Origin of the sequence: Streptomyces sp. NBC_00212, assembly GCF_045206365.1 — a bacterium.
GTDB lineage: Bacteria > Actinomycetota > Actinomycetes > Streptomycetales > Streptomycetaceae > Streptomyces.
Genome location: NZ_CP108115.1, coordinates 8,386,681 through 8,402,651 on the forward strand (window position 1 = coordinate 8,386,681; position 15,971 = coordinate 8,402,651).

A 15,971-nucleotide genomic window follows, 5' to 3' on the forward strand; every position below is an offset into this window, starting at 1 on the left:
CCATTACGCCTACCCTGGGGCCCGCCACGTGGCGGATTTTGAACAGTGCGACGAACGGAGCGTGACACGTGACGGGGGCCAACGGCGCGGAGCTGGTCGGCGAGGTTCTGGGCGGCCGATACCGCGTGACCGCGATGATCGGGCGCGGTGGCATGGGCGTGGTCGCCCGCGCGGTGGACCAGTTGCTGAACCGGGAGGTCGCCGTCAAGGTCCTGCGGGCCTACACCGACGCCTCCCCGGCCGAACTGGCCGAACTGCGGGACCGGATGCAGCGCGAGGCGCAGGCCGCCGCCCGTATCCGGCACAGCGGTGTGGTCACCGTGCACGACGTGGTCGAGGAGCGGGGGCTGCCCGTCATCGTCATGGAGCTGGTCGACGGGCCCTCCCTCGACGACGTGCTGACGGAGCGCGGCCCACTGGACCCGCGCGAAGCGGCCGCGATCGGCGCCAAGTTGATGGACGCGCTCGACGCGGCTCACCGGGCCGGAGTCCTCCACCGGGACGTCAAGCCCGGCAACGTGCTGCTGGAGCGCGGCGGCCGGGTCGTGCTCACCGACTTCGGCATTGCCAGCATGGAGACCTCCGGCGACGAGGCCCTGGCCAAGCTGACCCAGAGCGGTCAGATCGTCGGCTCCCTCGACTTTCTGCCGCCAGAACGCGCACAGGGCCGGGAACCGAGTGCCGCGTCGGACATCTGGGCGCTGGGCATGACGCTGTACGCGGCCGTGGAGGGCTCTTCTCCCTTCCGCCGTACGTCGGTGTGGTCCACGCTGTCGGCGATCGTCACCGACCCGCTTCCGCAGGCCCAGCGGACGGGAGCGCTCACGCCGGTGCTGCAGGCGCTGATGGCCAAGGATCCGCTGCAGCGGCCCGACGCCGGGCAGGCGCGCGAGATGCTGGAGGCGGTCGCCGGGGGCAGCACTGCGGACCTCGCGTCGGCACCGGCCCCCCAGCCCGTCACTCCGCCGGGCTTCGGTCCTGCCGCGCCGTTCTTCCAGCCTGCCGCGCAGCCCGCCGCCCCCTACACGCCGGCCGACGCCTACGGCGCCCCTCCGCAGCCGGACGCCGCACAACCGGGCATGGTGCCCGGCATACTCGACGGTGTCGGCAGCCGTTCCGAGACCCGTGCCACGATCGTCCCCGCGCGGCGCCGCCGCACCCGTACCGTCGTCGCGGTGGCGGCCGCTACCGTCCTCACCTGCGGCGGAGTTGCCTACGCTCTGATGGACATGCGGGGCAACGCGGGCGGCGGGTCGAACGCGGCGCTTCCGACGGCGAGCACCGGCGCCGGCGGTGACGTGTCCCGCGGCCCGACCTCCCCGGGGGACCTGGCGTCCACAGGCCCCAGCGGGACGCCGTCCAGCACCCCCTCGAAGAAGGACGACGTCCGAGAGACAACAGGTCCCACGCCGACGCCAGGCAACGGCGGCGGCAAGTCGACCGCGGACCCGTCCGGCTCGCCGAAGGCGACGCCCAGCTCACCGGTGAAGGAGCCCGTCCCGGTGTCGACGGCGTGCACCGGCTGGGCCCACTCGAACCGCAGCGACGGCTACGGTAACGCGGCCCAAGACACCCACCTCTACACCGGCCCGTACGCGGTGTGCTCCTATGTGACCGCGATGAAGTCCGGCGTGAAGGTCTACTACCACTGCTACGTCACCAATGACCAGGGCAACAAGTGGATCTACGCCCGTATCGCGGGCACGAACACCGAAGGCTGGGTGTTCAGCGACAAATCCACGCTGAAGAGCGGCACACTCGCCCGCTGCTGAAGCAGGTGATCCGGCCGATGGGGGGGGGAGGGGCGAACGGCCGCTGCCGCCGATCACGCAAATGGGCCGACGGTGCAGCGCCACGGGCTCATTGGTCAAGCAGGAAGCCTTGTGGTTCATGACCTGGAGGCATTGCGGGCCACCCCGGCTGTAGCCGACCGCCTTGCGGCAGCGCGATCGAAAAGCTCTCCGTGAGCTCTACGTCCTGGGCGACATCAGGGCCAGTGGGATCTCGCAGGCATCGGAGCAGCCCTGCGAGGTGATCCCATGCGCCGTGTTGCACCTGGCCGCCAAGTCGGCGAAGCCGATGAATACGGTGAGCTCGACCAGCGCCGCCGGGCCGAGTTGGCCGAGCAAACTCGCCGACAGCTCATCGGTGACGGTCGTCGGCGTGTTCGTCATGGCCTCGGCGTACTCCATCACCTCCCGCTCCAACGGCGTGAACACCTCCGACTCCCGCCGGCGCGGCACCTGGCTCGCCTTGGCCAGGTCCAGGTTCTGGTTCAGTGCCGCGAAGTGGTTGACGTCGAGGCACCAGCTGCAGCCGACCCGTGCGGCAACAGCCATGTACGCGAACGTCTTGAGGCTCGCGTCGACCGCGTCCCAGGTGGCCACCTTGGCTTGAGAACTCCTGGTTGGCCTCGGCGAGCTTCGGGTTGTTCCACAGCACCTCGTTGGGCTCGGGCACCGAACCGAGCTGCTTGATCAGATTTTCGCGGAGCTCGGCGGGGAGCTCGGCCGTCGGGACGCGTAGCGCCATGGTGTTCTCCTTGGACGCCTGCCTGTTTGGCATGAAGACACCACCGGGTCCACGAATGTGACAACCTCCGTCGCCACTGCGCATGGATCGTCAGCGCGCGCGCCGACCCTCGGCCACGTCAGACAGCAGCGACCGGAAGGTCATTGAGCCGGGCGAGGGCCAGCGCGTGTGCGCGGTCGAGGGAGTCCGCAGCGGTGCAAGGGATGTCCGGGTGCACGCCGGTGCCCTCCCAGTTCGTGCCGGAGACGGGGTTGATGGCACGGCCCACAGGGATGCTGGCTTCCAGGTGCGGGTGCACGGTCCAGCCCTCGCGCGGGTGCGCGCCGCCGCGGGTGCGTTCGCCGACGACTACGGCGCGGCCGAGCTGCTGCAGGTCGTACGCCAGCTCCTCGGCGGCGGAGAAGGTGCTGTCACTGGACAGCACGTACAACGGCTTGCTGCCGCCGAAGCGGGCGCCGGGGACGTGCGGCAGGCTCCAGGACTGCTCGCTGCGCTCGCCGGCGCGCCAGTACATGGTGTTGAGGTGGGTGCGCTCGTCCAGTAGGTAGCTGCAGACGAAGGCGACCGTGTCCGGGTCGCCGCCCCGGTTGGCGCGGAGGTCCACGATCAGCGCCTGGGCGCGGGCAGCCAGGGTGAGCGCGGCGCTCAACGGTTCGGCGGCCCACTCCAGCGGAAACAGCATCGGCGCCAGCTCCAGTACGGCGACCCCTCCGTCGAGCAATGCCACCCGGGGCGCACCGCCCAGCGAGCTGTCGAACTCCCGGCGGACGGCGGCCAGGTTGGCCGCCCCCTGCTTGGGGGGCACCGGGTCGGTGTGGTGCTTCAGGCTCAGGTGCCGGTCGCCGTTGACGGACTGCAGGTCCGTAGTGACCAGCCGGGCGAGCTCCTCGGCGTCGTCGACGTCATAGGCGCCCTGGGCGAGCCGTCGTTGCAGGAGGCCGGTCAGCTGCTCGGCTATCTCGGGGAAGACGTAGTGCTCGGTCAGCAGCCGGGCCGTCTCGTCGATGACAGGGGCCGGTTGAAGCTTCGTCAGGATCGTCATGGCAGGAAGTAGAGCACCGCCCTTGCGGAAGCGTCAAAGAATTTAGACACTTTCGGTATGCGCGATCAGCCTTCCTGCCTGCCGCCTCCTGAGGACGTCCTGGAGATCGGTGCGCCTGAGCAGTTCGCGGCGCTCTCTCACCCGTTGCGCCAGCGGTTGCTCTTCGCCCTGGGCCAACGGCCTGCCACCATCAGCGGGCTCGCGGCGCAGCTCGACGCGAAAAAGGGCAACGTGGCCCACCACCTCAAAGTGCTCCGCGGAGCCGGCCTTGTCCACATCGCCGAGACCCGCCAGGTCCGCGGCGGCACCGAGCAGTACTACCAGCGCACGGCACGTCACATGGTCGTCGCCGAACCCCAAGCGGCAGGCACCGCCGCGATGCTCGCTGCGGTCGCCCAGGAGCTGGACCGCTCACCCGCCGAGACCCACCTGACACTGCGCCACCTGCGTCTGAGCCCCGCGAAGGCAAGAGAACTCGGCGAGGCCCTCGCCGAACTGGTCGACGAGGCCGAGGAAAACGCGGAGGACCAGCCCGTGCACGGCGTGTTGGTGGCGCTCTATCAGCAGGCCCTGCCGACCAGCACCACCAGCTCCGCCTAATGCTGTGACCACATAGGTTTGCCGGTTTGGTGATCGTGACGGTTGGACGTGCGGTGACGTTCGATCCCACCGCTGGAGGCGCGGTGGCCGCGCCCGTCCGTATGCGCAGACTGACCGACCAGGAAGGGCAGAAGAAGGGCAGAAGCTGCGGCAGATTGTGCGGCGTGGCAGCACTCACGCGGTGCGCTACTGGCGCACGGGGATGCTGCTGGCGTCGGCTGGCGGGAGCCGCGTGTCGGTGATTGCCCAGTTGGTGCAGGCCGACGAGGGCACCGTCCGGGATGTGTTCCACTGGTTCAACAAGGTCGGCCTGGCCTGCCTGGACCCTATGTGGGCGGGAGGCCGTCCCCGCCGGCTCAGCCCTGACGACGAGAACTTCGTCATTGCGACGGCCACCACCCGCCCGACCAAGCTCGGTCAGGCCTTCACCCGCTGATCACTGCGCAAACTGTCGCCTACCTGCGGAAAGCCCAGGGCCGAGTGATCCTCATCGGCCGCGAAAGCTTACGTGGCCTGCTCGCCCGCCGCGGCGTTACCTTCCAGCGCACCAAGATGTGGAAGGAGACCCCCTACCTGGACAGCGAAGCGAAGCCGGACCGGATCGGATCGGATCGGGGAGGTCATTGTCCGTTTCCCGGACCGGCGCCGCGGGTCTTCGCCTTCGACGAGTTCGGACCGCTCGGATCGGCTCACCGCAGGCTCAGGCTGGGCCGAACGTAAACACCCTGACCGGCTCCCGCCACCTACCACCGCACGCACGGCGGGCGCTATTTCCACGGCTGTTACTCGCTCGGCGACGACACCCTGTGGGGCGTCACCCGCCGTAGGAAGGGGGCCGCCAATACGCTGTCTGCGGCTGAAGTCGATCCGTGCCGCCCGGCCCGACGGCGTCCCGATCTACGTCATCCTGGACAATTTGGCCGCCCACAAAGGCCCGGGCATCCGCCGCTGGGCGAAGAAACACAAGGTCGAGTTGTGCTTTCCCCCGGCCTACGCCTCCTGGGCCAACCCGATCGGGGCCCACTTCGGACCACTGCGGCAGTTCACCATCGCCAACTCCAATCACCCCAACCACACCGTGCAGACCCGGGCCCTGCACGCCTACCTCCGGTGGCGCAACGCCAACGCTCGCCACCGCGATGTCTTGGCCGCCGAACGCGAGGAACGCGCCCGCATCCGCAGCGAGAAGGGCATCCGCTGGGGCGGACGGCCACTGCCATTGGCGGCCTGACCTGGCACGAAGGTGAGTCACCGAGATTTCGGGGCGAGCGGGGCTTCTCGCCTGAGGCGGCAACGGGTGGCGCCGGCAGGGTCTCAGGGTTCGATGACGAGGCGTTCGATGAGGCCGTCGCGGAGTGTGAACTGGTATCGCAGATCGATGGTCCCGCCAGGGAAGTTGCCCTCAAGGTGGTGGGTGGCGATGTAGCGGATTGCGTCGGTCTGCTCGGCGCCGGTGAGGTGGATGCTGTAGGTGAATTCGGTGGCCGATCGGTTCAGCCACTTCGCGATCGCCTCGATGCCCTCGTAGGTGTTGCCGTCGTCGATCACTGTGGCTTCGCGGGTGAACGCCGTGATCGCGGTTGCGGTGTCGTGGGCGCGGTGTGCTGTCAAGTAGCGGGTGATCACCTCGGGCAGGGTGTCCGGGGTGCTGGTTCGGGGCTGGTTGTCGTGCATGACGCTCCCTGGGGTGGTGGCGGGTTCAGACGGTGGGGGTGGTGCCGCCGTCGATGACGTGTTCGGCGCCGACGATGGCCGAGGCGCGGTCGGAGACGAGGAAGGCGACGAGCTCGGCGACTTCCTCGGGCCGGTTGGGACGGCCCAGCGGGATGCCGCCCAGGGAGTCCATGAGCCGGCCCAGCGCCGCTTCCTGCGTGATGTCCGCGTCGTGGGCGATCCGGACGACGAGGTTGTCGGCGGCCGAGGTCTGCACAAAACCGGGCGAGACGGTGTTGACGCGGACGCCGTGCGGGGCGACCTCGTTGGCCAGGCCCTTGCTGTAGGTGGCCAGGGCGGCCTTGGCGGCGGCGTAGGCCAGGGTGCCGTTCCACAGCGGCATGCGGCGCTGGATCGAGGTGACATGCACGATCACGCCCTTACCTGTGGCGATCATGTGCGGCAGGAGTGCGCGGTCCAGCCGGACGGCGGCCAGCAGGTTCGTGTTCAGCTCCCTGGCCCAGTCGTCCTCGCCGAGCGCGGCGAACCCTCCGGTCGGCGCCTCGGACCCGCCGAGGGTGTTGACCAGGATGTCGACACCGCCCACGCGGGCGTCCACCTCGGCGGCCACATGAGAGGCGCCCTGGGCGCTGGACAGGTCGGCGGCGATAAACGCCTTCTCCTCGACGTCGTCGGGGCGGCTGCGAGCCGTTACCACGGTCGCACCGGCTGGGCGAGACGCCCGGCGATGGCGGCTCCGGTGCCCTTGGTGCCGCCGGTGACCAGAGCACGTCGGCCTTCGAGGGATTCGCTGATGGATGTGGTCACGGTGTGCTCCGTTCCCGGACGCGGACGCAGAAGGCACCGCTCCCCTCAGTTACTGCTAAAGTAGAAGCTACTAACTTCGACGTTAGCAGTAACTGAGGGGATGGCCACCATGGCAAGCCGGATCAGGCTGGAGGACCGAGAGTGCCCACTGTCCACGACGGTGGAACACGTAGGCGAGTGGTGGACGCTGCTGATCCTCCACGACGCGTTCGACGGCTACACGCGCTTCGACCAGTTCCAGGAGAGCCTGGGCATCTCCTCCAGCATGCTCACCACCCGGCTGAAAACCCTGGTCGCCGACGGACTGCTGGAGCGCCGGCCCTACCAGACCAACCCCGTACGCCACGAGTACGTCCTCACTGAACTCGGGCACTCCCTGCGACCGGTGATCGTCGCCCTGGCCGCCTGGGGCAACTCCCGTCTCGCACCGGCCGAACGCAGCATGATCCTCATCGACGCGCACAGCGGCGAGGAGGTCGAACCCGTCGTCGTCGACGCCAAGACCGGCCGCCGACTCGACGACAGCGACACCTACGTCTTCACCGCAGGCCCCTCAGCCAGCGACGCCATGCGCCACCGATATGCGACACGACCGACCACCCCCGGGGAGGCGTAAGGCCGGCTCAAGCCGGCGCCGAACAGCCGCGTGCAGTGCCGGACGCACCTCGTACCTGATCGACCAGGCAACACCGGATCGCCGGCAGCATCACGCATGCCGTACTGCTTGCAGAGCATTTGGATGTGGCTGCCCATCACCCTGTTCGGGTTGAGCGCGTTGATGCCGAATGTGTGCGCCAAGTCCTTGCCGTCCTTCGTCCAGCTGAGCCGGGAGTCGATGCTCTGACAGACGTGGAAGCTGTCGGGGATCATGTTCGGGTCGCCGTCTCCGTCACGTCGGAGATGCCGTCGGCGACGACCGGGATCAGGGAACCAAAGGCACCTCCGGAGCCCACCACAGGGACGTCCGGCCCGCCGCGACTATGTCGTCGGGCCAGTCGGCTGACACGTCGGGCCGGGTGCAGACGGTGCCGGTTGACGGTGACGCGCGCCCCTGGGGCCACCCGGCCCTGCCGAAGGAGGGCGACGGAAAGGCTGTTGCCGGCCCCGTCGAGGTTCGCCGCGGTCAGGTCCGCTTCCGCGCTGATGACCGCCTTGTTGAGGGCGCTTTTGAAGGACGGGTACATGACCTCGGAGGAACTCGCGGTCGCCGCTGCCAAGGTGACGGCGGCCAGACTCGGCACGGTCCGTCCCTTCTGCTCGCGCCATGGCGGAGCCATGCCCTCCGAGCGGCACGGTCTCTCCGTAGTTCGATTGCCTCACGGCGACGCTGATCGCCTGGCCGGTGCGGTACGCGCCATCGCGCGCACCGTCGGCCCACAGGCTCCGCCGCATCGCTCACAGCCACACGGCTACGAGCTCGTCTGGGACATGCACGCCGAAATGACAGCGAGCGTGCCGATTCCAATGGACATGGCGATCCACCACAGGGCCAACATGTTCGGCTGCACCTTGGTGCCCGGATTCTGCTCCTGTTCCAGGATGTCGGCTGCGATCCTGTTGCGTACCGGAGCGAACGCGATGACGAAAATTAGCAGAATGGAGCTGTAAAGAAAGAGTGTTTCGGCTGCGGTGAAACCCTTCACCACGGCGCTCGCCCACAAGAACAACCCGCCGACGAGAGGCATGAAGGAAACACTCTTCTTGGACTTCGCTGTTGGCATGCACCACCGCATCACGCTGAAGTGGATGGGGGTGACGACCGCGGCAATGAGAGCCCAGGCGTACGTGGACAGATGAAGGAACATGATGGTGGCGCCTCCCCGGGGCGGAACACGTTGTGATTTCTGGTGTGAGGCAGTGCGTCCCGCCCCGGAGGGTCTCAGTTGCCGATCATCGGGGGACCGTCACGTGGTCACCAAGGGGTCAAGTCGTGCCAGGTGTCACTGATGGGTCTCCCACGCCGGTGACGGCTCCGACCGTCGGCGGGCGTCCTGATGGCGCCGAAATGAACTGCCTGGACAAGAAATTAAGGCGCAGGGCTCATGGCTTGGCGCTCCCCTTTGGTCAACTCGGCCCATTCAAGCCTCACTTCGGTGGCTTGCCCAACGTGCAAACTGGGACAAATGGGCGATTTGGTGGATGAATGGAAGTTCGAAAGGGGCTGACATTGCGACGGTTGTACGGCTCGGTCTATGGAATCTGTAAACAATTGGAAAAGTGGTCGACCTCATGAAACGGGCGTCTCCAACGAACTCTGCATGTGCCTCACACGCCCAACCCTCACGTCCCGGCGGAGACCATCACTGGAACTTCGTGTTGGGATTGGAATCCGTTACGTCCTGCCTGCGCTGCAGGGCAACCAGCAACCCCTTCACTCACCTGGTGGACGGTGTTGTGGGGCCTTGCCGGCGTCGCCCGCTACGAGCCCCAGAGCTCGACCAAGTCGATCGATATTGATTAGAAGAGCGACCAGGCAACCAATGCCATAGAAAACCTCCTCGCAATGGCTCTCTGTCTGTCATCCCCGAACTCGGCACTCGTGAATTGGGATCTGGGCCGGCCCCTGGTTGGTCGTGCAGGCCGGATGCGCGGACGCTCCCATCCTCGGCGCGGAACGCGGCAGCTCCTGCGGCGCTGACCACGAACACCTCTTCTGGTACGGGTCGGAGGGGGGCAACCATTGTTCTGCGCTTGTCTTTCAGAGACTGGCTCGGGAATGTATAGCGCTGCGGCAACTCGGGCTGGCGCTTGGGCTGATGAGGTGACCACGCCACGGCGTTGGTGCTCCGGCAGGCGTACGTCTCCCATCATCTGGTTGCGTCCGGCCACAGTCGCGGGGCATTTGATGGATTTACCCCTGCGTCGTAGCTGCGCTGCCCCTCGAACTCCTCTTCCGGCGTGGGGCGATGCTGGATCAAGGGTGCCAAGCAGTCGGGCGAGGCCGGTTTTGAGTGCGGCGCAGGAGTCGTCCAGTGCCCTTGCCGCGGCGGGTACGCGCGGGGCGAGGGTGCGGAGGCGTGGACCAGGTCTTCGTGGTTGCGGTGTTCGACCGGGGCGCCTGCCGCGCGGAGGAGTTGGGCGTAGGCGGGGAGTCGGACACCTGCTCATCCTGCCAGTGGGGGTCGGCGCGGCGGCTCCCCCCTGCGGGGGAGAAGGAACCCACAGGCGGGGGAGGCCGCAGTACCCCCTGGGCGGCGAAGATGGCTGTGATCAGCATCGACGGCCATGACCTTCCAAAGGGACCGGGGTGGCATGCCGGGCGGGCCGGTTCCCCGTCAGCGTGGGGCCGGTCCGGGACACGACCCCCGGCATCGCTTTCCCGGCGCAGCTCAGCGCCCCGATGGTGACTGGCCGCGCGAGGCCATGCGCATCCATGCGTGCGGCCCATCGCAGAGACCGCGCCACGACGCGGATGTCGCAGGCGGCCGTCAACACCTCTAGATCTGGAGACAATGATGAAGCACAGACTCGCCGTTGTACTGGGCGTCCTGTCCCTCGGTGCGACATGCCTGGCTGGTGCCGGCCCAGCGTCAGCGTTCTCCTGGAAGTCATGTGCTCAGCCCGACGGCCCCGCTGACCAGCAGTGCACTGCTCTCTCCGTCCCCGTCGACTACCGCAAGCCGGACGGCGCCCGCCTCACCTTACGAGTCACCCGTCTGCTCAGCGACCGCCCGGCCGCCCGACGCGGCACCCTGCTGGTCATCCCGGGCGGCCCGGGCGGTTCCGGCGTCGACGCGCTCGCCCACACTGGCCCGGCGCTGCGCGAGGCCTTGCACGGTGCCTACGATCTGGTCAGCCTCGATCCGCGTGGGGTGGGTGGCTCCACGGCAGCCGACTGCGCGCTGAGCGCGGACGACCGGGACGTGATGAACCTTCGCAGCTGGCCCGGTTCCGGTGGCGACATCAGCGACAGCGTCGCCCGCGCCCGTCGCATCGCCGACGCCTGCGCCCGCAACGGCGGTGCCGTGGTTAGCAGTTACTCCACGGCGAACGAGGTGCGCGACATCGAGCGCCTCCGCCAGGCCCTCGGCAGCGCGAAGCTGTCGATCTACGGGGTGTCGTACGGCACGTATGCGACTGCCGCCTACGCGCAGGAGCACCCCGAGCTCACCGACCGGGTGGTGCTCGACAGCACCGGCGACCCCGACCCGGCGCGAGTGGAGCGCGGCTGGCTCGCCAACACGGCAGCCGGCGCCGACGAGCGCTTCTCCGACTTCGCCCGCTGGGCCGCCGACCCCGCTCGCGAGCAGCGCCGCCTGGCCCAACGCGCCGTAGACGTACGGCCGTTGGTGCTGTCACTCGCCGACCGGCTGGACCGCGCACCCCGGGCGACCACCACGCCGAACAAACCGCTCACCGGCAGCATCTTGCGCCAAGCCGTCCAGCAGGCGCTCTACAGCGACGACAATTTCCTCTGGCTGGCCCAACTGATCAAGGCGGCCGAGGACCCCCACACCACGCTGGCCCTGCCTCCCGGATACGCCACGCCGATGCCGGACCGGGACGCCGCCGTGTACACGGCGACACAATGCAACGACGTGAACTGGCCCAGCGACGTTCGCGACTACGCCCGCGCCGTGGCCGCCGACCGCGTCCGGCACCCGCTCACCGCCGGGCAGCCCGTGAACATCACCCCCTGCGCCTTCTGGCACACCGGGCCGGCCGACAAGCCGGTCCGCATCACCTCGGACGGGCCGTCCAACATTCTGATGCTCCAAAACCTCCGAGACCCGGTCACGCCCTACTTCGGCGCCCTGCGCATGCGGACCGCCCTCGGCGACCGCGCCCGTCTCGTCACCGTCGACCACGGCGGCCACGGCTCCTACCTCGCCACCGGCAACGCCTGCGGCGACCAGTTGGTGACCGACTTCCTCCTGAGCGGGCACCGCCCGCAGACCGATGTGCGGTGCCAGGCTTAGCGGCATCGCTTTCCATCCTCCAGGCCAGAGCGGTCTGCGCCGCCAGGCCCAGCGTCGCTACGACCAGCGAGAGGCAGGTGCCCAGGTGTTCGGCGATTCGGATCGCCACCAGCGCCTTGACTGTGCCTGTCGCCGAGACGAACAGAGCCCGCGTGTGGGGGCGGTGCCTTGACGCACCATCCCATCTGGCCCCCGCTCTTGGTGTGCCTGCAACATTGGAGCGGTCGGCGAATACCGGCGAGAAAGAACTCATGCGTTGACCATGGCCCAGCCCAGATGGCATAGCGGCTGATTGCGTACGGGGGAGGTTGATGCCGATGCCGCCTACTCGACCGGGGACCCAAGCCGCGCGCAGCTAGGACTTGTCTGGGCGATCTCCGATGGCCCGTGCGATGAGGTCGTGGATCAAGAACTCCCCGGGTCTGCGGTTCTCTTTGAGGCGGACGAGGTTGTCGGCGCCGAACCAGTCGTAGGCAGAATGCTTGGACCATTCCAGCGTGGGGTGGTCCAAGTCGCCATCGACCTCGACGAGATAGTCGGCCTCGTGGCGGAGTCCGCCGCCATCGTCCCCCGTCCAGGTTGTGGTGCCAAGGAACCGCCGCACGTGGGTCAGGCGCCAGCCGGTCTCCTCCTCAATCTCGCGTGCGAGGGCCTCCAAGACCGTTTCCCCAGCCTCGACGTGGCCACCCACGATGTCCCAGGTATCGGGAAACAGACGGCGGTCCGGGCTCCGCTTTTGGGCGAAGGCTTGGCCGTCCTGGTTGAGGATGACGGCGCCGACGGTCCAGACTTCGTCTGAGGCGGGATCGGGCACCTCGACGTCGTCGTTGACAGTGAATGACGGGTTGTGAGTGGGCATGACCGATAGCGTAAGACGGGCGTTTTCCGCGGCAGGCCGATTTCGGTGGGTGGGCATGGGGCGGGGAGATCTGAGCGATGCCGAGTAGGAACGGCTACGGCCGCTCCTGCCGGTCAGCAACAGGAGTTGTGGCAGGTAAAGGGAACACCGACATCAACTGCGCGCGGGCTGTGTGCTGGAGAACACCTCACACCGGCGCGGATATAAGCAGATAAGTCGATCCGTACCGCTACGACTGCGCTCCGGCCCAGCTCGCCTTGCCGGCAATAGTGGACGGGACCGGACAGCAGACGGCGCTCTCGCCCACGCGGGTATCGGAGGCGGGTCAGGGCAAGGCAGCGTGGCGTTCACCGGCCGGATGCGGCTGTTTGCGCCGGTCGCACACGTGGTGTCGACCCGGCAACTCGGCGAGGTGGCCGAGGCGTTCGCGCACACGGTCGCGGCACGAGGGGTGCTGTGTTTCTACGGGGACCCGGGCCACGGCAAGACCGTCGCGATATAGGAGGCGTTGCGTCTGCTCCCGCACCGCATGGCGGTCCACCGGGCGCTGGTGGTCGGGAAGCCGGTGCTCCCGTAGTTGCGGGCCGCGCCGCTGACCGCGTTCAGCTTCCCCCGTGAAGGCGCTCACGAACGGCGTTGTCAGCACCCGGTGTGCGGCGGCTCGACGAGCGGGACGTGCCCGGTGTCGCCAAGTGGGTGCTGCTGTGGCGCGGTTCCTGATTTCCCGGCATGTGAGCCACTCAAATCACTACCGTGTGTGATGAAATACGGGCATCCAATTACCCTATGTGGTCGCTATTGTGCTGTTCCGCGCCGCGCACAGCGTCCCGTGTTCTCACGAGGAGTCCCATGTTCCGCAAGGGGATCCGCCGCAGGGGGAGGTGGACGTTCGCGGCCTGTGCCGCGCTCGTCGTCCTGTCCGCCACCGCGCCTGTCACGCTCGACCCCCACCCGGCTGGCTGGCGTCCGTTGGGCCTCCGGCGGGTCCAGGGTGCCGATCTGGTGCCGGAAGTGGTCTGGCGGCACGGCCAGTTGGGACCGTGCGGCCACCAGGGCGGCGCCCGGTCCGCCGTTTACGGGCAGCGGCCGCACCTGCGCCTCGTTTTCGACACGTTCGATTACGTCGAGCACGCGCCGTGTGCTGAGCGGGTCCCACGGCAGGACGTGGGCACCCTCCCGGTTTTCCGCGGCCGGGACGCCGCTGAGGAAGCACAGGACGCGAAGGGCGGGCATGTCCGAGCTGACGAACACGGCCGAGGTGAGGAGACACGTGGAGGCAAGCGTGATGGGGAGCGGGTGGGCGGGGCGTCAGCCGAAGAAGGCCTGTCCGTCCGGGAGCCGGCCGCGCACCTCGCGAGCGGCCCGCAGTACCAGCGAGTCTTCCCGGCCGCGGGCGGCCGGACGACGGCGGACCTGCCGGAGTCGGGCTCGGGCCGCGTGAGACGGACCGTCAAGCCGGCGGCCGGCGCACCCCACCCGACGAGTCCTCGGCGGGGCGCGGGCGGCGGCTCCGCCGGCGCGGACAGATCCGGGGGAGCCGCGGGGCCCCCGACGTGGAGCAGCCACGATGGCCGCCCGGTCTCACGGGACGGCGGCCCGAGCGCCCCGGCGAGGAGCCGCGGCGAAGGTTCGCAGAGTCGGCCGATGCGGCCGGTCTACAGGGTGCCGATGGCCCCGGCGTACAGTCCCGGCCGCTCGCCCAGCTACCCCTGGGTGGGGCAGCCCCCGGCGTGGGGCCAGGCCACGGCCACGGCGACGTCCACGGCGACGGCGTGGAGCGGACCGGTCGCACCCCGCTGAATCGCCCCAGGGCGCCCGGTCATACGGCGCCGGATCGTCCCGGTGTCGAACGGTGCGGGGCGGCGACGCACATCGACCCCATGGACTGACAATCCCGCTCGCCGATCACTGAAGGCCCGCGCTCGGCACGGGCCTTCAGTGATCGGCGAACAGCGATGTTACGTTGGCAAATTGGCGTGATCGGCCAGCACCGGCTGTTTCAGGATCGCCGTGCGGGCCAGTCCCGAAGCAGCGGCCATGGCGACGGCGGCAAGGGCCAGTGCGGTCCCCGGCCCCGACTTCTGGGTCACCAGACCGCTGATCGCCGTGCCGGCGGAGCCGCCCAGGGCCATGAAAGCACCGATCCATGACTGCGTCTCGGCCGCCATGTCCGGTGGGGCGAGATCGCCGGCGGTGCTGAGAGCGCGACGAAGGTAGGCCCCAAAGCCAGTTGGTGCGGCTCGTTTTCAGTGAGGGATCCGCCCAGCTCAGCGAGGTTGCTACGGACGAGCCGCACCCAGCGCGCTCAGTGTTCAATCCTGGCCGTTTCGCCCCTGGCCCCGCCCTCGGCACTCGGACAGGTATCAGCGGCGGGTTTCGATCTTCAGGTCGCCTGCGGTCACGGTGCGCATGTGGTCACTGGCGAGCAGGTCGTGCGGGTAGCCGAGGTCGATCGCGCTGACCTTGTGGAGGCGGGCCAGCTGATCGGCAGCGAAACCGACCTCCAAGGCACCCAGATTTCCCATCAACTGCTCGGGGGTGCGAGCGCCGATGACGGGTGCCGTCACGTCCGGGTTCTGCAGGGTCCAGGCCAGGGCGACCTGAGCGGGTGTGCGTTCCACCTCCGCGGCCACCTCCCGCACGACGTCGGCGATGGCGAGGGTGCGTTCGGTGACCATGCCCAAACCGGCGTTGAAGCTCTTGCGGTTGCTTTCACCGGAGTCGGCGCCCGTCGCGGTCAGATCGGCGCGGCTGTACTTGCCGGAAAGCACGCCGCCGCCCAGCGGTGAGTACGGGGTCACCCCCAGCCCCATCGCCCGTGCCATCGGGATCAGGTCACGTTCTCCGTCTCGGTTGATGAGGCTGTATTCGACCTGTAGCGCGACCAGCGGTGACCAGCCGCGCAGGTCGGCGATCGCTTGCATGCGGGAGATCTCCCAGGCCGGAGCGTTGGACATCGCCACGTACAGGACCTTGCCCTGCCGGACCAGATCGTCCATGCCACGCAGGATCTCCTCGACCGGTGTGGTGAAGTCCCACACATGCAGGAAGAGCAGATCGATGTAGTCCGTATTCAGCCGCCGCAGGCTGGTCTCCACAGACGCGAGCAGGCTCTTGCGGTGAGCGCCCCCGGAGTTGGGGTCCCCGGGTCGGCGCTGCGTCGTGTATTTCGTGGCCAACACCAGGTTGTCGCGGTTGTCGCGAGTGAATTCGCCCAGCATGCGTTCGGAGCTGCCGTCGGTGTAGGTGCCGGCGGTATCGATGAAGTTGCCGCCGCGCTCGACATAGAGATCGAACAGCTTGCGCGCATCGTCCTGCTCGGCGCCCCAGCCCCACTCTGTGCCGAAGGTCGCCGTGCCCAGGGCCAGCGGTGAGACCCGCAGCCCGGAGCGGCCCAGCAGCCGGTAGGTGTCGAGGGAGAGCGACATCATGTCCTCCTGTGCTCGTGAACGTCGTCAAGCACAGCCTGCGGCCACCCAGAGCCAGGGGTAAGGGAGGGAAGTTCCTGGGAACACCAGTCCTACCCGGGCTGTTGGAC

The 15,971-nt window shown here is 68.4% G+C and carries 12 protein-coding genes and 3 pseudogenes; 6 read left to right on the top strand and 9 right to left on the bottom strand.

Annotated elements, in window-relative coordinates; all coding sequences use genetic code 11:
• The first annotated feature begins 68 nt into the window (after positions 1-68).
• Positions 69-1,772 carry a protein kinase domain-containing protein gene (locus OHA17_RS38370; protein WP_406510384.1) on the top strand — a complete coding sequence of 568 codons (1,704 nt, stop codon included), beginning with the start codon at positions 69-71 and terminating at the stop codon, positions 1,770-1,772.
• Positions 1,773-1,970: 198 nt separating this feature from the next.
• Here the strand turns inward: OHA17_RS38370 and OHA17_RS38375 are convergent.
• A pseudogene (locus OHA17_RS38375) lies at positions 1,971-2,532 on the bottom strand (carboxymuconolactone decarboxylase family protein).
• 118 nt (positions 2,533-2,650) lie between these two features.
• Positions 2,651-3,574 carry a S41 family peptidase gene (locus OHA17_RS38380; protein WP_406510385.1) on the bottom strand — a complete coding sequence of 308 codons (924 nt, stop codon included), beginning with the start codon at positions 3,572-3,574 and terminating at the stop codon, positions 2,651-2,653.
• A 57-nt stretch (positions 3,575-3,631) separates the two neighbouring features.
• On the opposite strand from OHA17_RS38380, the gene OHA17_RS38385 reads away from it, so the two are divergent.
• Both OHA17_RS38385 and OHA17_RS38390 read left to right on the top strand, forming a co-directional pair.
• A complete protein-coding gene (locus tag OHA17_RS38385) occupies positions 3,632-4,174 on the top strand; it encodes an ArsR/SmtB family transcription factor (protein ID WP_406510386.1) in 543 nt (180 codons plus the stop codon).
• Between the two features lie 83 nt (positions 4,175-4,257).
• Positions 4,258-5,405: pseudogene (locus tag OHA17_RS38390) on the top strand (IS630 family transposase).
• Between the two features lie 83 nt (positions 5,406-5,488).
• On the opposite strand, the gene OHA17_RS38395 reads toward OHA17_RS38390, so the two are convergent.
• Positions 5,489-5,848, bottom strand: coding sequence for a nuclear transport factor 2 family protein (locus tag OHA17_RS38395; protein WP_406510387.1), 360 nt, complete (start codon positions 5,846-5,848; stop codon positions 5,489-5,491).
• 25 nt (positions 5,849-5,873) lie between these two features.
• Positions 5,874-6,655, bottom strand: a pseudogene (locus OHA17_RS38400) (SDR family oxidoreductase).
• A 109-nt stretch (positions 6,656-6,764) separates the two neighbouring features.
• Here OHA17_RS38400 and OHA17_RS38405 point away from each other — a divergent pair.
• Positions 6,765-7,271: a winged helix-turn-helix transcriptional regulator gene (locus OHA17_RS38405; RefSeq protein ID WP_406510388.1), complete on the top strand. Its 507-nt coding sequence runs from the start codon at positions 6,765-6,767 to the stop codon at positions 7,269-7,271.
• Between the two features lie 250 nt (positions 7,272-7,521).
• Here the strand turns inward: OHA17_RS38405 and OHA17_RS38410 are convergent, their stop codons facing one another.
• Positions 7,522-7,896, bottom strand: a complete 375-nt coding sequence (locus OHA17_RS38410) for a hypothetical protein (RefSeq protein ID WP_406510389.1) — start codon at positions 7,894-7,896, stop codon at positions 7,522-7,524.
• Positions 7,897-8,064: 168 nt separating this feature from the next.
• Positions 8,065-8,460, bottom strand: a complete 396-nt coding sequence (locus OHA17_RS38415) for a hypothetical protein (protein WP_406510390.1) — start codon at positions 8,458-8,460, stop codon at positions 8,065-8,067.
• Between the two features lie 1,650 nt (positions 8,461-10,110).
• On the opposite strand from OHA17_RS38415, the gene OHA17_RS38420 reads away from it, so the two are divergent.
• Complete coding sequence (locus OHA17_RS38420; RefSeq protein ID WP_406510391.1) at positions 10,111-11,574, top strand: alpha/beta hydrolase; 1,464 nt, start codon at positions 10,111-10,113, stop codon at positions 11,572-11,574.
• Between the two features lie 355 nt (positions 11,575-11,929).
• Here OHA17_RS38420 and OHA17_RS38425 read toward each other — a convergent pair whose 3' ends face one another.
• Positions 11,930-12,433, bottom strand: a complete 504-nt coding sequence (locus OHA17_RS38425; RefSeq protein WP_406510392.1) for an NUDIX hydrolase — start codon at positions 12,431-12,433, stop codon at positions 11,930-11,932.
• A 358-nt stretch (positions 12,434-12,791) separates the two neighbouring features.
• On the opposite strand from OHA17_RS38425, the gene OHA17_RS38430 reads away from it, so the two are divergent.
• Complete coding sequence (locus OHA17_RS38430; RefSeq protein WP_406510393.1) at positions 12,792-12,935, top strand: hypothetical protein; 144 nt, start codon at positions 12,792-12,794, stop codon at positions 12,933-12,935.
• A 1,456-nt stretch (positions 12,936-14,391) separates the two neighbouring features.
• Here the strand turns inward: OHA17_RS38430 and OHA17_RS38435 are convergent.
• Entirely contained in the window at positions 14,392-14,601 is a 210-nt protein-coding gene (locus OHA17_RS38435) for a hypothetical protein (RefSeq protein WP_406510394.1), read from the bottom strand.
• 195 nt (positions 14,602-14,796) lie between these two features.
• Positions 14,797-15,861, bottom strand: coding sequence for an aldo/keto reductase (locus OHA17_RS38440; protein WP_406510395.1), 1,065 nt, complete (start codon positions 15,859-15,861; stop codon positions 14,797-14,799).
• Positions 15,862-15,971: the final 110 nt, after the last annotated feature.